The sequence below is a fragment of the Nucisporomicrobium flavum genome (genome assembly GCF_016464385.1).
GTDB lineage: Bacteria > Actinomycetota > Actinomycetes > Mycobacteriales > Micromonosporaceae > Actinoplanes > Actinoplanes flavus_A.
This window is the reverse complement of record NZ_JADMLH010000001.1, coordinates 341699-364061: the sequence shown is the minus strand read 5'-3', so window position 1 is coordinate 364061 and position 22363 is coordinate 341699. Positions and strand designations below refer to the sequence as shown.

The following is a 22363-nucleotide window of genomic DNA, read 5'->3' as shown; positions in this document are numbered from 1 at the left end:
AGAGCGGGCACACTGGGTGGGTGCCCCGTCCCCCCGCCCGGCTCATCCTGATCCTCGCCGCCGTCCTGCTCGGCGTCGCCGTGCTCGGCCTCGGGCTGCTGCGCGCCGCCACCTACGAGGAGCCCGATCCCGCGCCGATCGCCGGTCAGGAGGCCGTGCCCGCCGCGGGCGCGCCGGGCCGCTGCGGGACCGTGCCGGTGCGGGCGACCCGCGAGCTGCGGGGGATGTGGCTGACCACGGTCATGAACATCGACTGGCCGAGCCGGCCGGGGCTGCCGAAGGAGCAGGTGCAGGCCGAGTACCTGCGCTGGCTCGACCTGGCGGTCGCCCAGCACCACAACGCGATCTTCGTGCATGTGCGGCCGTCCGGGGACGCGTTCTGGCCCTCGGCGTACGCGCCCTGGTCGGAGTGGCTCACCGGGAAACGCGACGGCCGCTCGCCGGGCTGGGACCCGATGGAGTTCATGGTCGCCGAGGCGCACGCGCGCAACCTGGAGTTCCACGCCTGGTTCAACCCGTACCGGGGGAGCCAGCCCGCCCCGGCCGGGCCCGGCGCCGACTTCGCCAAGCTCGCGCCCAACCATCCGCTGCTCAAGCACCGGGACTGGGCCATCTCCTACCCGGACGGCAAGACCGCCCGGCTGTACTTCGACCCGGGCAACCCGGCCGCGCGCCGGTTCGTCGAGGACGCCATGCTCGAGGCGGTCGGGAAGTACGACGTGGACGGCGTGCACTTCGACGACTTCTTCTACCCGTACCCGGAGGGCGGCGGGAACGAGTTCCGTGACGGCGCCAGCTTCGCGAAGCGGGCCGACAAGTCGCTGAGCCGGGCGGACTGGCGGCGGCAGAACGTCGACACGCTGGTGCGGGAGATGAGCGAGCGGATCCGCGAGCTCAAGCCGTGGGTGAAGTTCGGCATCAGCCCGTTCGGCATCTGGCGCAACAAGGCGACCGATCCGGCCGGCTCGGACTCCAACGGCCTGGAGAGCTACGACGCGATCTACGCCGACACCCGCAGATGGGTACGCGAACGCTGGCTGGACTACATCGTCCCGCAGCTGTACTGGGCGATCGGCTTCGACAAGGCCGACTACGCCAAGGTCCTGCCGTGGTGGTCGGCGCTGGTCAAGGGCACCGGCGTGCAGCTCTACATCGGCCAGGGCGACTACCGCGTCGGCGAGAAGGGCCCGTGGAAGCAGCCCGACCAGATCGAGCGCCAGCTCGCCCTCAACGACCGGTACGGCGTGCAGGGCAGCGTGCACTTCAGCGCCAAGCAGATCCGTGAGGACCGCCTGGGCGCGGTGACCCGGTACCGGACGAAGCACTACGCGACGCCTGCGCTGGTGCCCACGATGCGCCGGCTGCCGCTGCGACCGCCCGAGGCGCCCCGGGCGACCGCTGCCCGCCGTACCGATGGGAAGGTCGCCGTGGAATGGCAGGCCCGCGGCGGCACCGAGCCGGTGTCGTGGGCGCTCTACCGGGTCGACGGCGCGGCGGCGAACCTGGTGGCCACGGGCCGGGCCGGCAAGCAGGACGCGGTCGACCCGGCGCCCCCGGCGGGCGCCGCCACCTACTGCCTCAGCGGCCTGGACCGCTCCGGCAACGAGAGCGCGATCAGCGACCCGGTGTCGGTCAGCCCCTGACCGTGCCGTCGACCACCTCGAGGTGGCGGCCGGTGTGCACGGCGTCGAGCATCCGCCGGTCGTGGGTGACCAGCAGCAGCGTGCCCGGGTACGTCGACAGCGCCGCCTCCAGCTGCTCGATGGCGGCCAGGTCGAGGTGGTTCGTCGGCTCGTCGAGGACCAGCAGGTTCACCCCGCGCGCCTGCAGCAGAGCCAGCGCCGCCCGGGTGCGCTCGCCAGGGGACAGCGTCGCCGCGGGCCGCAGCACGTGCTGGGCCTTGAGCCCGAACTTCGCCAGCAGCGTGCGCACGTCGGCCTCGGCGAACTCGGGCACCGCCGTGCCGAACGCCCGCAGCAGCGGCTCGCCGCCGAGGAACAGCCCCCGGGCCTGGTCCACCTCGCCCACGACCACGCCCGGGCCCAGGTGGGCGTGCCCCTCGTCCAGCGGCAGCCGCCCGAGCAGGGCCGCGAGCAGGGTCGACTTGCCGGCGCCGTTCGCGCCGGTGATCGCGACCCGGTCCGCCCAGTCGATCTGCAGGGTCACCGGGCCCAGCGTGAACGCGCCGCGGCGCACCACCGCGTCGCGCAGCGTGGCCACCACCGCACCCGCCCGGGGCGCGGCGGCGATCTCCATCCGCAGCTCCCACTCTTTGCGGGGCTCCTCGACGACCTCCAGCCGCTCGATCAGCCGCTGCGTCTGGCGGGCCTTGGCGGCCTGCTTCTCGGTCGACTCGGCGCGCACGTTCCGGCCGATCTTGTCGTTGTCCTTGGACTTGCGGCGCGCGTTGCGCACGCCGTGCTCCATCCAGCCGCGCTGGGTCCGCGCGCGCTCCTCGAGGCCCGCCTTCTTGTCGGCGTACTCCTCGAAGTCCTCGCGCGCGTGCCGCCGGGCCCGGTCGCGCTCCTCGAGATAAGCGCCGTAGCCGCCGCCGTAGAGGTTCACCTGCTGCTGGGCGAGGTCGAGCTCCAGCACCGCGGTGACCGTACGGGTCAGGAACTCCCGGTCGTGGCTGACCACGACCGTCCCGGCGCGCAGCCCGGTGACGAACTCCTCCAGCCGGGCCAGCCCGTCCAGGTCCAGGTCGTTGGTCGGCTCGTCGAGCAGGAACACGTCGTAGCGGCTGAGCAGCAGCGACGCCATCTGCGCGCGGGCGGCCTGCCCGCCGGAGAGTGCGGTCATCGGCCGGTCCAGGGCCACGCCCAGGCCCAGGTCGGCGGTGACCTGGGCGGCCCGCTCGTCCAGGTCGGCCCCGCCCAGGTCCAGCCAGCGCTCCAGCGCGGCCGCGTACGTGTCGTCGGCGCCGGCCGTCCCCGCGGCGAGCGACTCCGCGGCCGCGTCCATCGCGGCCTGCGCCGGCCCTACGCCTGTGCGCCGGGCCAGGAAGTCACGGACGGTCTCGTCGGCGCGGCGCTCCCGCTCCTGCGGCAGGTAGCCGACGGTCGCGGTGGGCGGGCTGACGGTGACGCTGCCGGCCTCGACCGGGAGCAGCCCGGCGAGGGTGCGCAGCAGCGTCGTCTTGCCCGCCCCGTTGACGCCGACCAGGCCGATCACGTCTCCCGGCGCGACCACCAGGTCGAGTCCGCTGAACAGGGTGCGGTCGCCGTGCCCCGCGGCGAGGTCCCGGGCGATCATCGTGGCGCTCATCGGGGCCTGACTCTATCGGCGTGCTCAACCGGTTATCGGCACCGCCGTGCCGGAGACGCGGACGCCGGCCTCACCGGGCGTCAGCGCGACCGTCAGATGCCCCGGGCGGCCCATGTCGGCGCCCTGCGACACCTCCACCACCGCGTCGCCGGGCACGAGCCACAGATCGCGCAGGTAACCACCCAGGGCGGCGGCCGCCGCACCGGTGGCCGGGTCCTCGTACACGCCGCCGACCGGGAACGGGTTGCGCACGTCGAAGCGCGTCTCGGACTCGCGCCACACCAGCTGCACGGTGGTCCAGCCCCGGTCGGTCATCAGGGCCTTCAGGGCGGGCACGTCGTAGTCCAGCGCCGCGAGCCGCTCACGCGTCGCCGCGGCCACGATCGGGTGGTACGCCCCCGCGTACGCGACCCGCGGCGGCAGCGCGGCGTCCAGGTCCTCCGGCGCCCAGCGCAGCGCGCCCAGCAACGCCGCCAGGTCGTCGCCGGGCAGGTCCGCCACGCGGGCGCCGACGCTGGTCAGGGTGGCGCGGCGGTGCTCGTCCACGCCCACGGGTACCTCGCCGGCGTTCGTGACGAAGACGTACGTGCCCGGCCCGTGCCGGTCGGCCAGCGCGACGGCGGCGCCGATGGTGGCGTGCCCGCAGAACGGCACCTCGGCCAGGGGACTGAAGTAGCGCACCCGGTGCACGCCGTCGCCCCGGTCCTCGGTGCGGAACGCCGTCTCCGAGTAGCCGACGTCCGCGGCGATGCCGAGCATCTCGTCGTCGGACAACCCGGCCGCCGCCAGGACCACCCCGGCCGGGTTGCCACCCGACTCGTGCTCGCTGAAGGCCGCGTACCGCAGGATCTCGACGTCTGTCATGCCCCCGAGCGTGCCGCCGGCGCGCGGGAAGGACCAGGGCCAATCGCCGGGGTCTGGTCTTGGTCGACAACCGGGCGGCGGGGGTAGCGTTCTCGAAGTGACAGAGGCTTCCACACCGCTTGTCCCCACCCCACCTACCGATCTTCCGCGCACCCTCGGCGAGCTGCGCGCCGCCGGGCACGAGTTCCGCACCGTCAAGGAGGAGCTGCGCGACAACCTGCTCGACCGGCTGCGCCGCGGCGCGCCGCGCTTCCCCGGCATCGTCGGCTACGACGACACCGTGCTGCCCGAGGTCGAGCGGGCCCTGCTCGCCGGCCACGACATGGTGCTGCTGGGCGAGCGCGGCCAGGGCAAGACCCGGCTCATCCGGGGCCTGGTCGACCTGCTCGACGAGTGGACGCCGTACATCGCCGGCTCGGAGCTGCGGGAGCACCCGTACCAGCCGCTCACCCCGGCCACCCGCCGGCTCGCCGCCGAGGCCGGGGACCTGCTGCCGATCTCCTGGCTGCACCGCTCCGAGCGGTACGGCGAGAAGCTCGCCACCCCGGACACCAGCGTGGGCGACCTCATCGGGGACGTCGACCCGATCAAGGTGGCCGAGGGGCGCGCGCTCGGCGACCCCGACACGATCCACTTCGGGCTCGTGCCGCGGACCAACCGGGGCATCTTCGCCGTGAACGAGCTGCCCGACCTGGCCGAGCGCATCCAGGTGTCGCTGCTCAACGTCCTCGAGGAGCGCGACATCCAGGTCCGCGGCTACCAGCTGCGGCTCCCGCTCGACCTGCTGCTGGTGGCCTCGGCGAACCCCGAGGACTACACCAACCGCGGCCGCATCATCACCCCGCTCAAGGACCGCTTCGGCGCGGAGATCCGCACGCACTACCCGCTCGAGGTGGAGCTGGAGACGGACCTCATCCGCCAGGAGGCGGCGCTGGCCGCGGCGGTGCCCGACCACCTGATCGAGGTGCTGGCCCGCTACACCCGCGCGGTCCGCGAGTCCCCGGCGGTCGACGCCCGCTCCGGCGTGTCCGCCCGCTTCGCCATCGCCGCCGCCGAGACCGTCGCCGCGTCCGCGCTGCGCCGCGCCGGGCTGCGCAACGAGCGCGAAGCCGTGGCCCGCATCTGCGACGCCGCGTCGGTGACCAGCACGCTGCGCGGCAAGGTCGAGTTCGACAGCGGCGAGGAGGGGCGCGAGACGGAGATCCTCGCCCACCTGCTGCGGGTCGCCACCGCCGAGACGTTCCGGGCGCGGCTGGCCGGGCTTGACCTGTCGGGCTTCACCGACCTGGTCGCCGAGGGCTCGATCATCGAGACCGGTGACCTGGTGCCGGCCGAGGAGCTGCTCGCGCAGATCGGCACGGTCCCGGGCCTGGCCAAGGTCCTCGACCGGCTCGGCCTCGGCGACGCGCCCAGCCCCGGGCAGGCCGCCGCGGGCGTCGAGTTCGTCCTGGAGGGGCTGCACCTCACCCGCCGGCTGGCCAAGGAGCTGACCGACGACGGCCGCACCCTGTACGGGAGCTGACCGATGAGCGGCAACCGCTTCCGGTACGGGGCGTGGCGCGACGGGCCGGACCCGCTCGCGCCGCCGTACGACGTCCGGGCCGCGGTGGACGAGGTCGGCGAGCGCGTCCTCGGCGGCGACAGCCTCCGCGACGCGCTGCGCGACCTGCTGCGCCGCGGTCCTCGTGACGGGCGGGGCCTGGACGACCTGCAGGCCCGGGCCCGGCGGCTGCGGCGCGAGGCGCTGCGCCGCGGCAACCTCGACGGCGCGGTCACCCGGGCGCAGCAGCTGCTCGACCAGGCCGTCGCCGCCGAACGCGACGAGCTGCGCGGCCGCGACGACCTGGACTCCCGCTTCAACGAGGCCGTCCTGGACAACCTGCCGCGCTCGACGTCGCGCGCGGTCGAGGAGCTGTCCGAATACCAGTGGGCCAGCGCCGAGGCCCGCGACCTGTACCAGCAGATCCTCGACGGGCTGCGGCGTGAGGTCGTCGAGCAGCGCTTCGCCGGCATGCGCGACGCGCTGCAGGGCCGCGACCCGGCCACCGACGCCCGGGTCGCCGAGATGGTGTCCGACCTCAACGACCTGCTCGGCAGGCACGCCCGTGGCGAGGACACCGACGACGCGTTCCAGCAGTTCATGGCCAAGCACGGCGACTTCTTCCCGGAGAAGCCGGAGAACGTCGAGGAGCTCATCGACTCGCTGGCCCGGCGCGCGGCGGCGGCCGAGCGGCTGATGCGCTCGCTCAGCCCGCAGCAGCGCGAGGAGCTGCAACGGCTGATGGACCAGGCGCTCGGCGACGGGCCGCTGCGCGACCAGCTCGCCGAGCTCACCGATAATCTCCAGGCGCTGCGGCCCAACCTCAACTGGGGACGCGGCGAGCGGATGCGGGGCGAGCAGGACCTGGGCTACGGCGACGCGGCCGCGGCCCTGGGCGAGATCGGCGACCTCGACGACCTGCTCGACCAGCTCGGCCAGGAACACCCCGGCGCCACCCTCGACGACATCGACGTGGAGGCGGTGGAACGCCAGCTCGGCCGGGGCGCCGCCGACGACGTCCGGCGCCTGCGCGAGCTGGAACGCGAACTGCGCCGGCAGGGCTGGGTCACCCGCGACGACGACGGGCTCACGCTGTCACCCAAGGCGCTGCGGCGGCTCGGGCGTACGGCCCTGGCCCAGGTCTTCAAAGACCTGTCCGGCAAGAAGCGCGGCGAGCACGACCTGCGCGACGCGGGCGCGGCCGGCGACCTCATCGGCTCGTCCCGGCGCTGGCAGTTCGGCGACGAGCAGCCGCTCGACGTGGTGCGCACGATCGGCAACGCGGTCCGCCGCCGCGCCGGCGGGGGAGTGGGAACTGTCCCCGTACGCCTCGAGCCGGAGGACTTCGAGGTCGCCGAAACCGAACGCCGGGCCTCGGCCGTGGTGGCGCTCTGCGTCGACCTGTCGTACTCGATGTTCGCCGACGGCCGCTGGGGCCCGATGAAGCAGACCGCGCTCGCGCTGTCCCACCTCGTCGCGACCCAGTTCCCGCAGGACTCGCTGCAGATCGTCGGCTTCGGCCGGTACGCGATGTCGCTGTCGCAGGGCGAGCTCGCGGCCATCGAACCCGACATGGTCCAGGGCACCAACCTGCAGCACGCGCTGAAGCTGGCGGGCCGCCACCTGCGCCGCCACCCCGGTTCCGAGCCGGTGGTGCTCGTCGTCACCGACGGCGAGCCGACCGCCCACCTGGAGGACGACGGCGAGGCGTTCTTCACCTGGCCGACGACCCCGGAGACGGTCCGGCTGACGGTCCAGGAGGTCGACCAGCTCACCCGGTACGGCGCCACGCTGAACCTCTTCATGCTCGGCGAGGACCCGGGCCTGCGCCGCTTCGTCGACGCCGTGGCGCAGCGCAGCGGGGGCCGGGTGTTCAGCCCGGACGTGGCGGAGCTGGGGCGGTACGTGGTGGACGACTACGTGCGCAGCCGGCGCGGCAAACGCTGAACGGGGCTGACGCTTCCCCGGCCGGGGAAGCGTCAGCCCTTCGCCGGGCGCTGGTTCCCGACGATCGCCAGCAGGGCGGCGTGCGTCGGCTCGTCGGCGGCCACCACGAGGCCGCCGGCCCCCGTGTGGATCGGCCCTCCGTCGATCCCGGTCACGACACACCCGGCCGCCCGGCACAGGGCGATCCCGGCCGCGAAGTGCACGCTGTCGCGCAGGTCGCCGTCGGTGACGTAGGCGGCGCGGCGGCCGGCGGCGACCCAGGCCACGGCGAGGGTGGTGGAGACGACGCGGGGGCGGAACCGCGCGATGAAGTCCTCGTCGGCGAGCATCCGGGCGGCCGAGAAGACGTCGCTGTTCGGGAACGGCGGGTCGAGATTGACGTCGACCAGCCCCGACCCGGCCGAGGGCACGAGCCGTTGATCCTCGCCGCCGCGGCGGACGTGGGCGGCGGCACCGCCGGTCCAGAACACCTCGTCCGTGAACGGGTCCGCGCAGGCGGCCACCGTGACGTGGCCGGCGGCCCGCAGCGCCACGTTCACCGAGGCGAGCGTGGTCCGTACGGCGAAGTTGAGGGTGCCGCACAGCGGGTCGACCAGCCACAGCCGGTCGCCCGGGCCGGTGCCCGTACGCCCGCTCTCCTCGCCCAGCACGGGATCGTCCGGCCGCGCCGTCCGCAGGGCGGTGATGACGGCCCGCTCGGCGTCGAGGTCGGCGGTCGTGGCGAAGTCGCCCCCGGACTTCTCGAAGCGGGTCAGGGACGAACCGAAATGGGCGCGGACGACGGCGGCTCCGGCTCGCGCCGCTTCGATGGCCAGGTCCCGGTCGGAGATCGACATGCCGCGACCCTAGACAGTCGGCGCCCGTCGTATCAGCTTCAGCCTATCTTCCTAGGACGCGCGGCAGGCTGTGCCGGGGGTGACGGGTGCCGAACCGTGCGGCACGGGTGATCGGGCGCTCGGGCGGGGCTGGTTATAGTGGCTCGGCGAGCGCGCGGACCGGCGTGCCCAGCGGCCTTCCGGGGGGACGGCCGCGAGGCCTGTTCCGCCGCTGGTGACGTCCGCGGGTGGGGGCCCGGGGCCGGATTCGCAGGGGAGAGGGGGCGCGATGTCGCAGCAGGCTGCGCCCGTGACGGCCTCCAACCGCATCTGGACGCTCCCCAACGTGATCAGCTTCGTACGGCTCCTCGGCGTGCCGCTGTTCCTCTATCTGCTGCTCGGGCCGCACCACGATGTCGCTGCCGTCGTGGTGCTCGCGCTCGGCGGCACCACCGACTGGGTCGACGGGTACGTCGCCCGCCGGATGAACTCGGTGAGCCGGCTGGGGGAGCTGCTCGACCCGTTCGCCGACCGGCTGTACATCCTGGCCACGCTCGTCGGCTTCACCGTTCGCGAGGTGATCCCCTGGTGGCTGACCGCGGCGCTGCTGCTGCGGGAGGCCGTGCTCGGGGTGGCGCTGATGGTGCTGCGCCGGCACGGGTACGGCCCGCCGCCCGTGCACTACGTCGGCAAGACCGGCACGTTCGTGCTGCTCGGGGCGTTCCCGGTGCTGCTGCTGGCCGAGGCGGTGCCCGCCGCGGAGAGCGTCGCCGGTCCGATCGGCTGGGGCCTGGCCTGGTGGGCGCTCGGCCTGTACTGGGCCGCCGCGGTGCTGTACCTGGCGCAGACCCGGGCGCTGCTGCGCGCCGACCGTGCCGCGTCCGCACGCGAAGCTGTCGCCGGATGACCACGCCCGACGGCGGCGCCGACGCCCGGCAGCCGCGGTTCACCCCTGACTTCCTGACCGAGTTGTTCCGCAACCCCCTGGACCCCGGGTACGCCGACGCGGCCGCCCGGCGGCAGCGCGGGGAAGGACCGACCGGCGTACGCCGCCAGGTGACCAAGGGCGTGAGCAGTCTCACGCTCGTCGCGCTCGGGTTCCTGCTCGTGGTGGCGTACCAGCAGACGATGGCCGACGAACCGGCCCGCACCCAGGCCCGGGACACGCTCGTCGACCAGGTGCAGAGCCGCCGCGAGGAGACCGCGCAGCTGCAGGCGCGGGCCGAACGGCTGCGTGCCGAGGTCGCCGGCCTGCGCGAGCAGCAGCTCGGCGGCGCGGCCGTGGCGAAGTTGCGCGGGCTCGAGGCGCAGACCGGGTTCGCGCCGGTCAAAGGCTCCGGCGCGCGGATCACCGTCGGCGACGGCCCCACCCCGATCGACCCGGTGACCGGCGAGCGCAAGAACGAGGCCCGGGTCCGCGACACCGACCTGCAGCTGGCCGTGAACGCGTTGTGGGCGGCCGGCGCGGAGGCCGTCGCGATCAACGGGCAGCGGCTCACCGCGACGTCGGCGATCCGGCAGGCCGGCGAGGCGATCCTCGTCGACCTGCGGCCGGTCACCACCCCGTACCAGGTGGTCGCGGTCGGGCCGGGCTCGCTCGCCGACGACTTCCGCGACGGCGCGGCGGGCAAGTTCTTCCGCGCCCTCAACAGCAAGTACGGCATGTCGTACGACGTCACTGACGTGCACGGCGTCACGCTCGACGCGGCGACCCAGCCGAATCTGCGCCAGGCCACCCCGTCCGCGTCCGCGCCCTCCGCGGCCGGCTCCCCGTCGAAAGGCGGCCGATGATCGCCGTACTCGCCCTGATCGCCGGTGTCGTGCTCGGCATCGTGTTCCATCCCACCGTGCCGCCGGCGTTGCAGCCGTACCTGCCGATCGCGGTGGTGGCCGCGCTCGACGCGGTGTTCGGCGGCGTCCGGGCGAAGCTGGACGGCATCTTCGACGACAAGCAGTTCGTGGTGTCGTTCATCGCGAACGTCGTGGTCGCGGCGCTGATCGTGTACCTGGGTGACCAGCTCGGCGTGGGCGGGCAGCTGTCCACGGGTGTCGTGGTGGTGCTGGGGGTGCGTATCTTCGGCAACGTGGCGGCGATCCGCCGGCACCTGTTCCGGGCGTAGGGCGGCGCGATGACGGACGACGACAAGACCGCCTCCATCCAGCCGCCCGGCGAGCCCTCGGCGCAGCCCGGTGACACCGCTCATGACGTGCCCGCTGCGCCGGTCGCCGCCGAGCCGCCTGAGGTCGCGCACGAGGAGCACGACGTGCCGATTGCCGCGGACGGGCCGACGGTGCGCCTGACTGCCCCACCACCCCCACCGTCACCCGCCGCGGCCGAGCCGGTCCTGGAGCCGTCGACCTCCGCGCCTGCTGTGGCCGTACCGGAAGAAGCGTCCGGTCCGCACGTGCCGGACCCCGACGGGCCGGCCTTGCCGACGGTGCCGGCGGCGTCATCGGAATCGGTGGGCGAGGCGCCGGCGGTCGCGCCGTGGCGGCGGTTGTCGTCGGCCGGTGCGCTGATCTGGGTGCTGCTGGCGCTGTTCGGTTTCACCCTGGTCGTGCAGCTGCGCAGCAACGACGCCGATTCCGGGCTCGCGTCGGCGCGTCAGGAGGACCTGGTCCGGATCCTGTCCGACCTGGAGGCGCGCGACCAGCGGCTGCAGCAGGAGATCAGCGGCCTGGAGGAGAGCCAGCGGCAGCTCACGTCCGGCGTGGCCGGGCGGCAGGCGGCGCTGGCCGAGGCGGAGAAGCGGGCCGGCGAGCTCGGCCTGTTGTCCGGCACGCTGCCGGCCCGCGGCCCGGGTCTGAAGATCGTCATCGATCCGAAGGGCCAGCCGATCAAGGCGTCCGCGATCCTGAACGCCGTGCAGGAGCTGCGCGGCGCCCAGGGCGAGGTGATGGAGCTGGTCGGCGGCAACGGCGTCACCGTACGGATCGTGGCGTCGTCGTATTTCGTCGACGCGGCCGGCGGGGAGATCATCGTCGACGGCAAGCAGCTCAGCGGTCCGTACACGCTCTGGGTGATCGGCGTGCCGTCGACCATGCAGACGGCGCTGCAGATCCCCGGTGGGGTGGTCGAATCGGTGCACCAGGGCGGCGGTAACGTGACCATGGAGCAACGCGCCGCGGTCGACGTGACCGCGGTGCGACAGCCAGCCAGCCTGCAGTACGCGCGCCCGGTGTCCTGAGCGGGTGCGCTTCTCAACGGAGGAATGTGTGATTCCCGAGGATCTGCGGTACACGGCCGAGCACGAGTGGGTGTCCGGCGACGGCACCGGTCCCGTGCGCGTGGGCATCACCCACTTCGCGCAGGACGCGCTCGGCGACATCGTCTATGTCCAGCTGCCCGACGAGGGCACGGTGGTGCAGGCGGGCGACCAGCTGGGCGAGATCGAGTCGACCAAGAGCGTCTCCGAGCTGTACGCGCCGGTGGCGGGCACGGTGGTCGCCCGCAACGCCACGCTGGCCGACGAGCCCGAACTGATCAACGCCGAGCCGTACGCGGCCGGCTGGCTGGTCGAGATCGCGCCGGACGACCCGGCCGCGCTCGGCGGCCTGCTGGACGCCGAGGCGTACCGGGCGCTGACCGACAGCTGATCGTGAACGTCCGCGCGTCTGGTTGCCCGGTATATCCACGCTGACTAGGCTCGCGGAGCACCTGTAGAACCGTTATTACTTCGAAACCGATAGTCGTGCGTCCGGGCCTCCGGGCAGCGGCGGCGGGGGGCGCTGCGCTCCGGACCCCACGTCCGGCCTGCTCACCCTTGGTCGTCGGGCGGCGACCGAAACAGATCCGTGAGGTGGTCCATGACGCGCCCAGACGACGAGTTCCCCCCACTCGACGTCACGTCCACGCTGAACCTCGGTGCGCTCGACGAGGTGCTCGAGGGGCCTGAGACCGACGTGGTGCCGAGCCGGATGTCCGGTTCGCTGCCACCCGGGATGGCGCTGCTCGTGGTGCGCCGCGGCCCGAACGCGGGTGCGCGGTTCCTGCTGGACCACGACGTGACGACCAGCGGCCGGCACCCCGACAGCGACATCTTCCTGGACGACGTGACGGTCTCGCGCCGGCACGCCGAGTTCCACCGCGACGGGGGCACCTTCACGGTCCGCGACGTCGGCTCGCTCAACGGCACGTACGTGAACCGGGAGCGCGTGGAGTCCGCGACGCTGAGCAACGGTGACGAGGTCCAGATCGGCAAGTTCCGGCTGGTCTTCATCGCCGGTCCGCGGCCGGAGGGCGAGGGCGGCGGGGCGTGAACCCGTCGGGGGCGGCCGCGCACGACCCGGGCGCACGCCCGGGTCGTGACGCTGCGCTGATGAGCATCGGGGAGGTGCTGGCCCAGCTGCGGACGGAGTTCCCCGATACGACGATCTCGAAGCTCCGGTTCCTGGAGGCGGAAGGGCTGGTCGACCCCCAGCGCACCGCCTCCGGCTACCGCAAGTACTCGTGGAACGACGTGGCGCGGCTGCGCTTCGTGCTGACCGCGCAGCGCGACCAGTACCTTCCGCTCCGGGTGATCCGGGAACAGCTGGAGGCGCTGGAGCGCGGGGACGACCCGCTGAGCCGGCAGCGGCCCACCCTGGTGGCCGTCGGCTCCGAGGCGGAGGCCGCGGCCGAGGCGGCGGACACCCGGGTGTCGCGGGCGGACCTGGTCGAGCGCACCGGCATCGGCGAGCAGCTGCTCACCGAGCTGGAGCGGATCGGCCTGGTCGTCTCGCGCCCCCCGGGCTGGTACGACGGCGACGCGGTGGTGATCGTCGAGGCGGTGGTCGGGCTGACCCGCCACGGCCTCGAGGCGCGGCACCTGCGGGCGTTCCGCGCCGGCGCCGACCGCGAGGTGGGGCTGTTCACGCAGCTGCTGGCGCCGCTGGTGCGCCAGCAGGACCCGGCGGCGCGGGCCCGGGCGGCCGAGACGGCGCGGGAGCTGCAGGCGCTGTCGCAGCGGCTGCACGCGGCGCTGGTCCGGGCCGGCCTGCGCGACACCCTCGGGCGCTGAGGTTACGCCCAGCGCTGAACATCGTCACGGCGCCGCGACACGCGCTGCCGTGGACACCCCTTCGGTGACCAGCGGCCCGGCGAGGTTCGCCACGCGTAGCGGCGGGTATGCGAGTGGGATCGGACACGGACCTCGTGTGGCGCTGGTCCCAGGGCGTCCGTGTACGGTGCAGGATAGGGCGGGAAGAAGCCTGAGGTCGCCGTTTTCACGGTGATCGACGGGGCGGCGACGACGTGCGACACGGAGGCGGGCGGTGCGCGAGCTGAGCGTGGTCGGAGTTCGGGTGGAGCTGCCCAGCAACCAGCCGATCGTCCTGCTCAGGGAGGTCGACGGCGATCGGTACCTGCCGATCTGGATCGGCGCGGTGGAGGCGACCGCCATCGCGTACGAGCAGCAGGGCGTGAAGCCGGCCCGGCCCCTGACCCATGACCTGCTCCGGGACATCCTCGCGGCGCTCGAGGCGCCGCTGAAGGCGGTCGAGATCACGGAGCTCAAGGAGAACGTCTTCTACGCCGACCTGCTGATCGGCGACGACCTGCGGGTCTCGGCCCGGCCGAGCGACTCGATCGCGCTGGCGCTGCGGGTGGGCGCGCCGATCCGGTGCGCCGACCAGGTCCTCACCGAGGCCGGCATCGTCATCCCGGACGAGCAGGAGGACGAGGTCGAGAAGTTCCGCGAGTTCCTCGACCAGGTCCGCCCGGAGGACTTCGCCGGCTGACGAAGCCGGTCCCGGACGACGCGAACGGCTCCCGCCGCTGGTGGGAGCCGTTTCTGCGTCCCGCCGCATCGATGGTGACCATATGTCCGGCTCCTCCGTACGCGGCGTGTCGCGGCATTACCTCCCTGTTTCCGGGCACGCTGAGTTATAGGCTCGTGAAGTCCAGGTGAAGCGGCACCGCGCAGCGGGGAGGTAGTCGCGTGCACGGCTCAGATCCTCAGGAGGGCCCACTCGTCGGCGCGGACGGCGAAGTCGGGTATCGCGGGGTGACCGCGTGCCAGGCGGTCGGCATCAGCTACCGCCAGCTCGACTACTGGGCCCGTACCACGCTGGTCGTGCCGAGCATCCGCGACGCGTCGGGCTCCGGCACGCAGCGGCTGTACTCGTTCCGGGACCTGGTCGTGCTCAAGGTCGTCAAGCGGTTGCTCGACGCCGGGGTCTCGCTGCAGAACATCCGCAAGGCGATCGAGACGCTGCGCTCGCGCGGGGTCGAGGACCTCGCCGGCATCACGCTGATCTCCGACGGCACCACCGTGTACGAGTGCCGCTCGCCGGAGGAGGTCGTCGATCTGCTGCAGGGCGGCCAGGGCGTCTTCGGCATCGCGATCGGCGGGGCGTTCAAGGAGATCCAGGGCTCGCTGTCGCACCTGCCCGCCGAACCGGCCACCCAGGCGCAGCCGGTGGGTGTGCCGGCCGAGCCGGCCGCGGGCGACGAGCTGGCGGCGCGCCGCGCCCGGCGCCGCGCGGGCTGACCCTCCTCTTTGCCGGTCCGGCAACGGCATTTGCCGCTGCAACCGTCGCGGTCCAGGCTCGGGTCATGAGCGATGCGACGACGTGGGACGAGCGGTACGCGGCCGCCGACCGGATCTTCAGCGGCAACCCCAATGCCGCCCTGGTGCACGAGGTGGCCGGCCTGACCCCCGGCACCGCCCTGGACCTGGGGTGCGGCGAGGGCGGCGACGCCGTCTGGCTGGCGCGGCAGGGCTGGACCGTCACCGCCGTGGACGTCTCCGAGGTGGCGTTGCGCCGGGTAGCGGCGTCCGCAGCCGAGGCCGGGGTGACCGTCGAGGTGCAGCAGCACGACCTCCAGCGCACCTTCCCCGAGGGCACTTTCGACCTGGTGTCCTCGCAGTTCCTGTACTCGTACGGCGACTTCCCGCGGGAGCGGATCCTGCGGCGGGCCGCGGAGGCGGTCGCCCCGGGCGGGATCCTGCTCATCGAGAGCCACCAGGGCCACGGGCCGGGCGAGGAGCACCCACCGATCCACTTCCCGTCGCCGGCGGAGCTGCTGGCCGCGCTGGAGCCGGCGCCGGGGGAGTGGGAGGTGCTGCGGTGCGCCGAACACCCGAGGGCGGGTGAGGACCGTACGGACAGCACCGTGAAGCTGCGGCGGGTGGCCCGCTAGATTCGGCAGGTGACCGATCTCTTCGCCGCCGCCGGGACGCTGCAGGAGGCGCACGAGCGCGTCGACCGGGCCACGACGCCGCTGGGACCGGGTGCCCAGCAGCGCCTCGCTGCGGGTGTCGAGCAGGCGCACCGTGCCGTCCGGCAGCAGCAGGACCGCCCGGCGCGACGGAGGACGACGTGGTGCTGACCGTGCTGCACGCGCGCCCGCAGCGGTGAGGACCCCGGCCGTGGGCGGCGGGGCCCGTACCGGCGCGGCGATGGCCGTGGCCTCGATGCTGCTCGTGCAGCTGGGCCTGGCCGTCTCCGTGGGCTTCATCGACCGGCTCGGCGCGGAGGGCACCGCGTGGCTGCGGCTGGCCTGGGCCGGGCTGATCCTGGCCGTGCTGGTCCGGCCCCGGGTGTGGCGCTTCGACCGGCGCGCGCTGCTGGCCTGCGTCGCGCTCGGCGTCGCCACCGGCGGTGTCACGCTGCTGTTCATGGCGGCGATCGCCAGGCTGCCGCTGGGTACGGCCAGCGCCCTGGAGTTCCTCGGCCCGCTGGGCGTGGCGGTGGTCCGGGGCCGGCGTGGCACCACGCTGTGGCCGGCGCTGGCCGCGGTGGGGGTGCTGCTGCTGACCCAGCCCTGGCACGGCGGCGCGGACCCGGTGGGCGTGCTGTTCGCGCTGGCGGCGGCGCTGTGCTGGGCGGCGTACATCCTGCTCACGCAGCGGGTGGGCGACGAGGTCACCGGGCTGCGCGGTCTCGGGGTGTCCATGCCGGTCGCCGCGCTGACCGCGACGCTGGTCGCCGGGCCGTCGGTGTTCCCACGGCTGACGTGGGAGCTGCTGCTGGCCGGGCTCGGGCTGGCGGTGCTGCTCCCGGTGGTGCCGTTCGCGCTGGAGTTCCTCGCGCTGCGCCGGCTCACCACCGCCGCCTTCGGCACGCTGATGAGCCTGGAGCCGGCGTTCGCCCTGATCATCGGGTTCCTGGTGCTGGGGCAGCGGCCGGGCTGGGTGCCGGTGGCGGGCATCGGCTTCGTGGTGGCGGCCGGGATCGGCGCCGAGCGCACCGGGGCGCGCCACCAGCTCACCGCCTAGGACGGGCGTACCCCGGGAAAGGTTGACGGCCGGCGGCGTCAACTTTCCGGGGCGCTCACGGGTCTCCTCCTTCGCACTGATCTTGATCGGCGAAGGAGAAGCCCGTGCGTGTCCGCCGCCTCGCGTCCCTGACGGTCATGGCCCTGCTCGCCGGTTGCGCGCCTGCTCCGCACGCACCGGCGTTCGTACCGGCAGAATCGTCACCGGTCCCGAGCGCGAAGGTGTCGTCCATGCCGATCACGTATCCCGGGGCGGGCAGCGGCTCCTTCACCGCGGCGCCGGCCGAGTCCGGATTCCGCTCGCGGGGACGTGTGCTGCGGTACCGCGTGCTGGTGGAGCGGGACATCGCCGGGATCAGCGCGAGCGGTTTCGCCCGGACCGTACGGGCCACGCTGGGTGACCCGCGGGGGTGGTCGGCGGGCGGGGAGCGCTCGTTCCGCCGGGTGGGCGCCCGCGAGCCGCGCGACTTCACGATCTACCTGGTCACCCCGGGCACCCGCGACGAGCTGTGCCAGGACGTCCCGGACGGGTACACGTCGTGCCGCAACGGCGACAAGGTGGTGCTGAACGTGGCCCGGTGGGTCAAGGGCGTGCCCGGGTACGGCGCCCCGCTGTCGGTGTACCGGCAGTACATGGTCAACCACGAGGTGGGGCACCGGCTCGGCAACGGCCACGAGCGTTGCCCGGGCGAGGGGGAGCCGGCGCCGGTGATGCAGCAGCAGACGCTGGGCCTGCACGGCTGTACGCCGAACCCGTGGCCGTACCGCGACGGCGAGCGGTACGCGGGGGTCCCGGGCGTCTACGACGATCCGATGCCGCCGCGCGACCGCGGGAAGCGGCGCTGACCGGTCAGCCGTCGGCGAGCCCCGCGCGGACCGCGTAGAGGGCGGCCTGCGTGCGGTCCTGCAGGCCGAGCTTGGTGAGGATCGCGCTGACGTGGGTCTTGACGGTCTTCTCCGCCAGGCCCAGCTGCCGTGCGATCTCCCGGTTGGCGCGGCCCCGCGCGATCGCCGCGAGGACTTCCCGCTCGCGGGGCGTCAGCTGCGGGTCGCCCGCTCCGGCGCGGCCCTCGGTGAGCAGCCGTGCCACGTCCGGGTGCAGCAGCACGTGACCGGCGTGCACCGAGCGGATCGCCGAAGCCAGCGCCGGCGGGTCGATGTCCTTGTAGACGTACCCGGCGGCGCCGGCGTGCACGGCCGGCAGGACCGCGGCCGGCTCGGTGAAGCTCGTGACCACCAGGACCCGCGCGGCGTTGCCCGCCTCGCGCAGGCCGCGCAGCGCGGCGATGCCGTCGGCGCCGGGCATCCGCAGGTCCAGCAGCACCACGTCGGGGCGCAGCTCGCCGGCCGCGGTCACCGCCTCGGCGCCGTCGGCGGCCTCGCCGACCACGGTCAGGTCGTCCTGCAGGTCCAGGAACGTGCGCAACCCCTGCCGCACGACCGGATGGTCGTCCACCACCAGCACGCGGATCGGCTCAGGCATCGGCGGGCACCTCCAGCCGTACGGTGGTGCCGGCGCCGGGCGCGGACCGTACCCGCAGCCGGCCGCCCGCCGCCCGGGCCCGTTCGCGCATGGACGCGAGGCCGTACTGGCGCGACGGGGTGCCCGGGTCGAACCCGCGCCCGTCGTCGGTCACCTCGAGGACCACCGACGTCCCGCCGGGGCGTACGGCGACCGTCACGGTGCTCGCCTCGGCGTGGCGCAGCGCGTTGTGCAGCGCCTCCTGGCCGATGCGGTAGACCGCTTCCTCCCGCTCGGGCGTCAGCCGCGGCACCGGCTCCCCGGCGAACCGCACCGCCTCCCGGTGCGCCCGGTCCAGCACCTCCACGTGTTTGCGCAGCGCCGCGCCCACCCCGTCGCCGGCGAGGTCGGCCGGGCGCAGTCCCTCCACGATGGCGCGCAGCTCCTCGGCGGCCTCGGCGGCGAGCCGGCGTACGGTGTCCAGCTCCGCCCGCGCCCGCCCGGCGTCCCGGCCGACCAGCGCCGCGGCGGCGTCGGCGGTCAGCCGCAGGCTGAACAGCTTCTGCGCCACCGCGTCGTGCAGCTCCCGGGCGATCCGGTGGCGTTCGGCCACCACCGACAGCTCGCGGTTGCGCTCGTACAACCGGGCGTTGGTCAGGGCGATCGCGGCGTGCCCGGCCAGCAGCCGCAGGAGCTCCTCGTCGGCGGCGGTGAACCCGCCCGGTACCTCCTTGTTGGCCAGGAACAGGGTGCCGAGGATCTCGCCGTCGTGCACGATCGGCATGCCCAGGAAGTCGGCGAGCTCGGGGTGCGCCGCGGGCCACCAGCCGAACTCCGGGTGCGACCGGACGTCGGCGAGGCGGACCGGTGCCGGGTCGAGAAGCATCGCGCCGAGCAGGCCGTGCCGGTGCGGCATCGGACCGATCGCCTTCCACTGCTCGTCGCTGATGCCGTCGGTGAGGAACTCCGCGAACGTGTCGCCGGGGCCGGGCACACCCAGCGCGGCGTACCGGGCGTCGAGCAGCCGGCGCGCCGCCGCGACGATCGTCTGCAGCACGTCGCGCACCGACAGCCGGGCGGTGACGGCGAGCACCGCCTGGCTGACCTGACGCAGTTCCTCGCGGTCGCAGCCGGACACCCCTGCACCGTACCGGCGGGCGGCGGCCGGCGGATCGGGCCCGAGGCGTAGGTCCAAGGTCCGGTGCCGGCTGCGGCCGCGGCCCGATGGCGGGCCGCCCGGGCCGCCCTAGCGTCGGTGGCGTCGAAGGGAGATCCACGATGGTCGTCGCCATCATCACCGGCGCGTCCCGGGGACTCGGGTACGCGTTGTCCGCCGGCCTCGCCGGTGCGGGCTGGGACCTGGTCACCGACGCCCGCACCGCCGCCGAGCTCGACGCCGCCACGCAGCGGCTGAGATCCGGCGGCGCGCGGGTGGTCGCCGTGCCGGGGGACGTCACCGACCCCGTCCACCGCCGTGAGCTGGTCGCGGCGGCTGGGCGGCTCGGCGGGCCGGACCTGCTGGTCAACAACGCGGGCATCCTCGGGCCCAGCCCGCAGCCGGCGCTCGCCGCCTACCCGCTGGACGTGCTGCGCGAGGTGTACGAGGTGAACACCGTCGCCCCGCTCGCGTTGATCCAGCTGGCGTTGCCGGCCCTGCGTGAGCGCCGCGGGGCGATCGTCACGGTCACCTCCGACGCGGCCGTGGAGCCGTACCCGGGCTGGGGCGGGTACGGCTCCGCGAAGGCCGCCGCCGAGCAGGCGAGCCGCGTGCTGGCCGCGGAGGAGCCGGACGTCCGGGTGTGGGCGGTGGACCCGGGCGACCTGCGGACCCGGATGCACCAGGAGGCGTTCCCGGGCGAGGACATCGGCGACCGGCCGCCGCCGGAGTCGGTGGTGCCGGCCTTCCTGCGGCTGCTCGCCGACGCCCCGCCCTCGGGCCGCATCCGGCTGACCGACCTGGCCGCCGCCCGATGACCGCCACTCTGCCGGCCTTCCAGCTGCCCGCCCGCCTGGAGGCGCACCGGCCACCCGAGCCCCGCGACGGCGTCCGCCTGCTGACCGGGCGGCGCGGCACCGGCGAGGTGAGCCACCACCGGTTCACCGACCTGCCCGCGCTGCTGCGCTCCGGCGACGTCCTGGTGGTGAACACCTCCGGGACGCTGCCGGCCGCCGTGCCGGTCGCCGGGAGCCCGCTGACCGTGCATTTCTCCACGGCCACCGCGGACGGCTCGTGGCTGGTCGAGCTGCGCGAAGCGGACGGCCCGTACGCCGCAGGCGCCTCCGGCGACACGTACGCGCTTGCCGGCGGCGGGACGGTCACGCTGCGGGAGGCCTACTCGAGGGGCCGGCTGTGGGTCGCCGACATCGATACCGGTACGGCCGCCACGGTCACCGATCTGCTGTACGCCCACGGCAGCCCGATCCGCTACTCGTACGTGACCCGGCCGTGGCCGCTGAGCGCGTACCAGACGGTGTTCGGGGTGCACCCGGGCAGCGCCGAGATGCCCAGCGCCGGGCGGCCGTTCACGCACGAGCTCGTGACCCGGCTGGTGACCGCGGGTGTGCTGCTCGTACCCGTGCTCCTGCACACCGGGGTGGCCTCGCCGGAGGCGCACGAACGCCCGTACCCGGAGAAGTTCGCGGTCCCGGCGACCACCCTGCGCACGATCGCCCGGGCCCGGGCCGACGGCGGCCGCGTGATCGCCGTCGGCACCACCGCGGTCCGCGCCCTGGAGACGGCCTGGAACGGCCCGCACAGCGGCTGGACCGACCTGGTCATCACGCCGGAGCGCGGCGTCCGGGCCGTGGACGGGCTGCTCACGGGCTTCCACGAGCCGCGCGCGTCACACCTCGACATGCTCGCCGCGATCGCCGGGACGCCGCTGCTGCAGCGGTGTTACGACGCGGCACTGGAGGGCGGCTACCGGTGGCACGAGTTCGGGGACCTCAACCTCCTGCTGCCCTGACCGGGCGTGCGTCCCGGACGGCCTCGTATCGCGCGACCATGGTGCGCAGCTGTCGCACCTGCCGCCGGAGATCAGCGCGACTGAGGTCCGCTCCACCCGTCGGGGTACACGACCTCTGCCACACCCGCAGCCGGCAGCTCGACCGGGCCTCGTCGAGCCGGGCCATGAGCCGGGACCATCCGGCGGCGAGGTCCATCGCCGGCGGCGGCCGCCCGGCGGGATGCCGCAGCAGGTGCTGCAGCTCCTCGTGGCTCGGGACGCCCCCGGCGAGGGCCAGGCCGGCGTGGGGGAGTCGACCCAGGCGAAGTGCGGCCTGCCGCGGCCGTGCCGGCGGTAGAGGCGGGTCAGGAGGTGTTCGGCGGCGTCTCGGTCGGCGGGGGCGGTGGACAGCCCCGTGGCGAGCCATTCGCGGCGGACCCTGTCGGCCCGGTGCCAGTGATCCAGGAGGGCGACGAGCGGCCGCGCCGGGGCGGTCATCGACCGGGGACGCGCACGCCCTTTCGCATCTCAGTGATCATGGCGGTCATGATGGCGGACGGTTTCTGCGTGCGCTACCTGGTTCAGCGGCCGCGGTCCGGGGCGGGCATCGGGTCGGCGTAGGCACCCGCCCGGCCCTGGTAGCGCCCGCCGTCGACGTACGGCCACGGGTTCGGCGTGCAGCCGTGCAGGCCCAGCGTCTGCTGCTGCATCACCGGGGCCGGCTCCCCGCGGCCGGGGCAGCGCTCGTGGCCGTTGCCGAGCCGGTGCCCCACCTCGTGGTTGACCATGTACTGCCGGTACACCGACAGCGGGGCGCCGTACCCGGGCACGCCCTTGACCCACCGGGCGACGTTCAGCACCACCTTGTCGCCGTTGCGGCACGACGTGTACGCGTCCACCGCGCTGCGGCACAGCCGGTCGCGGGTCCGTGGCGTCGCCAGGTACACCGTGAAGTCGTACGCCTGCCCGGGTCCCACCCGTCGCAGCCGCAGCGTGCCCCCGGCGGTCCACCCGCGCGGATCGGCCAGCGTGGCGGCCACCGCCCCGGCGAACGAGGCGGGGGAGAGGCCCGTGATGTCGCGTTCGACGAGCACCCGGTAGCGCAGCAGCGACCCCCCGCGGCCCGCCGTGCGCGCCGCGGCCGGGGCGGTGCGCCAGCGCCCGTGCCCGCGTGCCGGGTAGGCGATCACCGGTGCCGGCTTCGCGCGGACCGGAGCGGCCACCGGGCGCCGCTCGGCCGGGCTCTCGGCCGCCCGGGGCGGATCGCCGCACGCGGCGACGCCGGCCAGCGTCAGCACGGCCACGGCGATCCGGATCAGCCTC

Annotated in this window: 24 protein-coding genes; 18 read left to right on the top strand and 6 right to left on the bottom strand. The window is 74.3% G+C overall.

Going from position 1 to position 22363, the window contains the following annotated elements; translation table 11 throughout:
* Positions 1 to 20 precede the first annotated feature (20 nt).
* The gene (locus IT780_RS01785) at positions 21 to 1643 is read left to right on the top strand and encodes a glycoside hydrolase family 10-like protein (protein ID WP_199509564.1); all 1623 of its coding nucleotides are present in this window, start codon (positions 21 to 23) and stop codon (positions 1641 to 1643) included.
* Here the strand turns inward: IT780_RS01785 and IT780_RS01780 are convergent.
* Together IT780_RS01780 and IT780_RS01775 are read right to left on the bottom strand one after the other, a co-directional pair.
* Complete coding sequence (locus IT780_RS01780) at positions 1633 to 3267, bottom strand: ABC-F family ATP-binding cassette domain-containing protein (RefSeq protein WP_199509563.1); 1635 nt, start codon at positions 3265 to 3267, stop codon at positions 1633 to 1635. The genes IT780_RS01785 and IT780_RS01780 overlap by 11 nt on opposite strands.
* 24 nt (positions 3268 to 3291) lie before the next feature.
* Positions 3292 to 4131, bottom strand: coding sequence for a PhzF family phenazine biosynthesis protein (locus IT780_RS01775; RefSeq protein ID WP_199509562.1), 840 nt, complete (start codon positions 4129 to 4131; stop codon positions 3292 to 3294).
* 97 nt (positions 4132 to 4228) lie between these two features.
* On the opposite strand from IT780_RS01775, the gene IT780_RS01770 reads away from it, so the two are divergent.
* Both IT780_RS01770 and IT780_RS01765 read left to right on the top strand, forming a co-directional pair.
* Positions 4229 to 5653: a sigma 54-interacting transcriptional regulator gene (locus IT780_RS01770; protein ID WP_199509561.1), complete on the top strand. Its 1425-nt coding sequence runs from the start codon at positions 4229 to 4231 to the stop codon at positions 5651 to 5653.
* Positions 5654 to 5656: 3 nt separating this feature from the next.
* A complete protein-coding gene (locus tag IT780_RS01765) occupies positions 5657 to 7618 on the top strand; it encodes a vWA domain-containing protein (RefSeq protein WP_199509560.1) in 1962 nt (653 codons plus the stop codon).
* 32 nt (positions 7619 to 7650) lie between these two features.
* On the opposite strand, the gene IT780_RS01760 is transcribed toward IT780_RS01765, so the two are convergent.
* Positions 7651 to 8454 (bottom strand): inositol monophosphatase family protein, encoded by an 804-nt coding sequence (locus IT780_RS01760; protein ID WP_199509559.1) that lies wholly within the window; start codon positions 8452 to 8454, stop codon positions 7651 to 7653.
* A 268-nt stretch (positions 8455 to 8722) separates the two neighbouring features.
* Between IT780_RS01760 and clsA the strand changes: the two genes are divergently transcribed.
* From clsA to IT780_RS01695, 13 genes are all read left to right on the top strand, one after another.
* Positions 8723 to 9340: a cardiolipin synthase ClsA gene (gene clsA, locus IT780_RS01755; protein WP_199509558.1), complete on the top strand. Its 618-nt coding sequence runs from the start codon at positions 8723 to 8725 to the stop codon at positions 9338 to 9340.
* On the top strand, positions 9337 to 10224 hold the full coding sequence (locus tag IT780_RS01750; protein WP_199509557.1) for a DUF881 domain-containing protein: 888 nt from the start codon (positions 9337 to 9339) through the stop codon (positions 10222 to 10224). Before clsA ends, IT780_RS01750 begins: the two co-directional genes overlap by 4 nt.
* Entirely contained in the window at positions 10221 to 10553 is a 333-nt protein-coding gene (locus IT780_RS01745) for a small basic family protein (RefSeq protein WP_071803906.1), read from the top strand. Before IT780_RS01750 ends, IT780_RS01745 begins: the two co-directional genes overlap by 4 nt.
* A gap of 150 nt (positions 10554 to 10703) precedes the next feature.
* On the top strand, positions 10704 to 11621 hold the full coding sequence (locus IT780_RS41485) for a DUF881 domain-containing protein (RefSeq protein WP_443678581.1): 918 nt from the start codon (positions 10704 to 10706) through the stop codon (positions 11619 to 11621).
* A gap of 28 nt (positions 11622 to 11649) precedes the next feature.
* Positions 11650 to 12030, top strand: coding sequence for a glycine cleavage system protein GcvH (gene gcvH, locus IT780_RS01735; protein ID WP_199509556.1), 381 nt, complete (start codon positions 11650 to 11652; stop codon positions 12028 to 12030).
* A 210-nt stretch (positions 12031 to 12240) separates the two neighbouring features.
* Positions 12241 to 12693, top strand: coding sequence for an oxoglutarate dehydrogenase inhibitor Odhl (gene odhI / locus IT780_RS01730; RefSeq protein WP_067499957.1), 453 nt, complete (start codon positions 12241 to 12243; stop codon positions 12691 to 12693).
* Between the two features lie 59 nt (positions 12694 to 12752).
* Positions 12753 to 13433: a transcriptional regulator FtsR gene (ftsR, locus tag IT780_RS01725; RefSeq protein ID WP_199509555.1), complete on the top strand. Its 681-nt coding sequence runs from the start codon at positions 12753 to 12755 to the stop codon at positions 13431 to 13433.
* Between the two features lie 253 nt (positions 13434 to 13686).
* Positions 13687 to 14151, top strand: coding sequence for a bifunctional nuclease family protein (locus tag IT780_RS01720; protein ID WP_125804926.1), 465 nt, complete (start codon positions 13687 to 13689; stop codon positions 14149 to 14151).
* Positions 14152 to 14351: 200 nt separating this feature from the next.
* The gene (locus tag IT780_RS01715; RefSeq protein WP_199509554.1) at positions 14352 to 14903 is read left to right on the top strand and encodes a MerR family transcriptional regulator; all 552 of its coding nucleotides are present in this window, start codon (positions 14352 to 14354) and stop codon (positions 14901 to 14903) included.
* Positions 14904 to 14968: 65 nt separating this feature from the next.
* Positions 14969 to 15556, top strand: coding sequence for an SAM-dependent methyltransferase (locus IT780_RS01710; protein WP_199509553.1), 588 nt, complete (start codon positions 14969 to 14971; stop codon positions 15554 to 15556).
* A 9-nt stretch (positions 15557 to 15565) separates the two neighbouring features.
* Positions 15566 to 15745 carry a hypothetical protein gene (locus IT780_RS01705; RefSeq protein ID WP_199509552.1) on the top strand — a complete coding sequence of 60 codons (180 nt, stop codon included), beginning with the start codon at positions 15566 to 15568 and terminating at the stop codon, positions 15743 to 15745.
* A 40-nt stretch (positions 15746 to 15785) separates the two neighbouring features.
* Positions 15786 to 16634 carry an EamA family transporter gene (locus IT780_RS01700; protein ID WP_307830995.1) on the top strand — a complete coding sequence of 283 codons (849 nt, stop codon included), beginning with the start codon at positions 15786 to 15788 and terminating at the stop codon, positions 16632 to 16634.
* Between the two features lie 104 nt (positions 16635 to 16738).
* Positions 16739 to 17479 carry a DUF3152 domain-containing protein gene (locus IT780_RS01695; protein ID WP_307830994.1) on the top strand — a complete coding sequence of 247 codons (741 nt, stop codon included), beginning with the start codon at positions 16739 to 16741 and terminating at the stop codon, positions 17477 to 17479.
* 4 nt (positions 17480 to 17483) lie between these two features.
* Here the strand turns inward: IT780_RS01695 and IT780_RS01690 are convergent, their stop codons facing one another.
* Both IT780_RS01690 and IT780_RS01685 read right to left on the bottom strand, forming a co-directional pair.
* Entirely contained in the window at positions 17484 to 18116 is a 633-nt protein-coding gene (locus IT780_RS01690; protein WP_199509551.1) for a response regulator, read from the bottom strand.
* Positions 18109 to 19233: a GAF domain-containing sensor histidine kinase gene (locus IT780_RS01685; protein WP_199509550.1), complete on the bottom strand. Its 1125-nt coding sequence runs from the start codon at positions 19231 to 19233 to the stop codon at positions 18109 to 18111. The genes IT780_RS01690 and IT780_RS01685 overlap by 8 nt, the downstream gene beginning before the upstream one ends.
* A gap of 140 nt (positions 19234 to 19373) precedes the next feature.
* On the opposite strand from IT780_RS01685, the gene IT780_RS01680 reads away from it, so the two are divergent.
* Positions 19374 to 20069 (top strand): SDR family NAD(P)-dependent oxidoreductase, encoded by a 696-nt coding sequence (locus IT780_RS01680; protein ID WP_199509549.1) that lies wholly within the window; start codon positions 19374 to 19376, stop codon positions 20067 to 20069.
* Positions 20066 to 21061: an S-adenosylmethionine:tRNA ribosyltransferase-isomerase gene (locus tag IT780_RS01675; RefSeq protein ID WP_199509548.1), complete on the top strand. Its 996-nt coding sequence runs from the start codon at positions 20066 to 20068 to the stop codon at positions 21059 to 21061. Before IT780_RS01680 ends, IT780_RS01675 begins: the two co-directional genes overlap by 4 nt.
* A 560-nt stretch (positions 21062 to 21621) precedes the next feature.
* On the opposite strand, the gene IT780_RS01670 is transcribed toward IT780_RS01675, so the two are convergent.
* The gene (locus IT780_RS01670; protein WP_233412160.1) at positions 21622 to 22359 is read right to left on the bottom strand and encodes a DUF3152 domain-containing protein; all 738 of its coding nucleotides are present in this window, start codon (positions 22357 to 22359) and stop codon (positions 21622 to 21624) included.
* Positions 22360 to 22363 lie beyond the last annotated feature (4 nt).

Coding starts and splice junctions, on each gene's coding strand:
- odhI (WP_067499957.1), top strand. CDS start 12,241: ATGACGCGCCCAGACGACGAGTTCCCCCCACTCGACGTCACGTCCACG.
- IT780_RS01710 (WP_199509553.1), top strand. CDS start 14,969: ATGAGCGATGCGACGACGTGGGACGAGCGGTACGCGGCCGCCGACCGG.
- IT780_RS01675 (WP_199509548.1), top strand. CDS start 20,066: ATGACCGCCACTCTGCCGGCCTTCCAGCTGCCCGCCCGCCTGGAGGCG.
- IT780_RS01780 (WP_199509563.1), bottom strand. CDS start 3,267: ATGAGCGCCACGATGATCGCCCGGGACCTCGCCGCGGGGCACGGCGAC.
- IT780_RS01775 (WP_199509562.1), bottom strand. CDS start 4,131: ATGACAGACGTCGAGATCCTGCGGTACGCGGCCTTCAGCGAGCACGAG.
- IT780_RS01680 (WP_199509549.1), top strand. CDS start 19,374: ATGGTCGTCGCCATCATCACCGGCGCGTCCCGGGGACTCGGGTACGCG.
- IT780_RS01750 (WP_199509557.1), top strand. CDS start 9,337: ATGACCACGCCCGACGGCGGCGCCGACGCCCGGCAGCCGCGGTTCACC.
- IT780_RS01745 (WP_071803906.1), top strand. CDS start 10,221: ATGATCGCCGTACTCGCCCTGATCGCCGGTGTCGTGCTCGGCATCGTG.
- IT780_RS01690 (WP_199509551.1), bottom strand. CDS start 18,116: ATGCCTGAGCCGATCCGCGTGCTGGTGGTGGACGACCATCCGGTCGTG.
- ftsR (WP_199509555.1), top strand. CDS start 12,753: ATGAGCATCGGGGAGGTGCTGGCCCAGCTGCGGACGGAGTTCCCCGAT.
- IT780_RS01760 (WP_199509559.1), bottom strand. CDS start 8,454: ATGTCGATCTCCGACCGGGACCTGGCCATCGAAGCGGCGCGAGCCGGA.
- IT780_RS01765 (WP_199509560.1), top strand. CDS start 5,657: ATGAGCGGCAACCGCTTCCGGTACGGGGCGTGGCGCGACGGGCCGGAC.
- clsA (WP_199509558.1), top strand. CDS start 8,723: ATGTCGCAGCAGGCTGCGCCCGTGACGGCCTCCAACCGCATCTGGACG.